This window comes from Paraburkholderia diazotrophica (genome assembly GCF_038900755.1).
Classification (GTDB): Bacteria; Pseudomonadota; Gammaproteobacteria; order Burkholderiales; family Burkholderiaceae; genus Paraburkholderia; species Paraburkholderia diazotrophica_A.
The window spans coordinates 1-382 of the sequence record NZ_JBBPEN010000084.1 but is presented as its reverse complement, the minus strand read 5'-3'; the positions used below and the strand labels follow the sequence as shown (position 1 = coordinate 382).

1 rRNA gene is annotated in these 382 nt (G+C 59.9%); it reads right to left on the bottom strand.

What is annotated here, in order from left to right:
* Positions 1–261 precede the first annotated feature (261 nt).
* Positions 262–375: ribosomal RNA gene (gene rrf / locus AABE10_RS36325) — 5S ribosomal RNA — on the bottom strand.
* Positions 376–382 lie beyond the last annotated feature (7 nt).

Sequence of the window (382 nt, the reverse complement as noted above, 5' to 3'; positions counted from 1 at the left end):
CGACGACCTGTTGCCTTGGAACGTCGCCCCTTTGCTGCCTCCCTCCGCGCGCATTGACCCCATTCGCTAACAGCACATCCCTCATCGGTCAATCTCGTGGGCAACGGTAATGATCGAGTGCTTACATGCAGCCTACGGCTGAGGCGGCGGAGTTTTGATTTTTGACGATTGCTGAAAGCGCCGCAGGCGAAGGAGATCAAGGGCGCCGTAAACGGCCACGGCCCCGCCTTGTGGTGGGCGGGGCCGGGACGTGTGTAAGGAGCCTGACGATTACCTACTTTCACACGGGCAATCCGCACTATCATCGGCGTGGAGTCGTTTCACGGTCCTGTTCGGGATGGGAAGGGGTGGGACCGACTCGCTATGGTCATCAGGCATGACG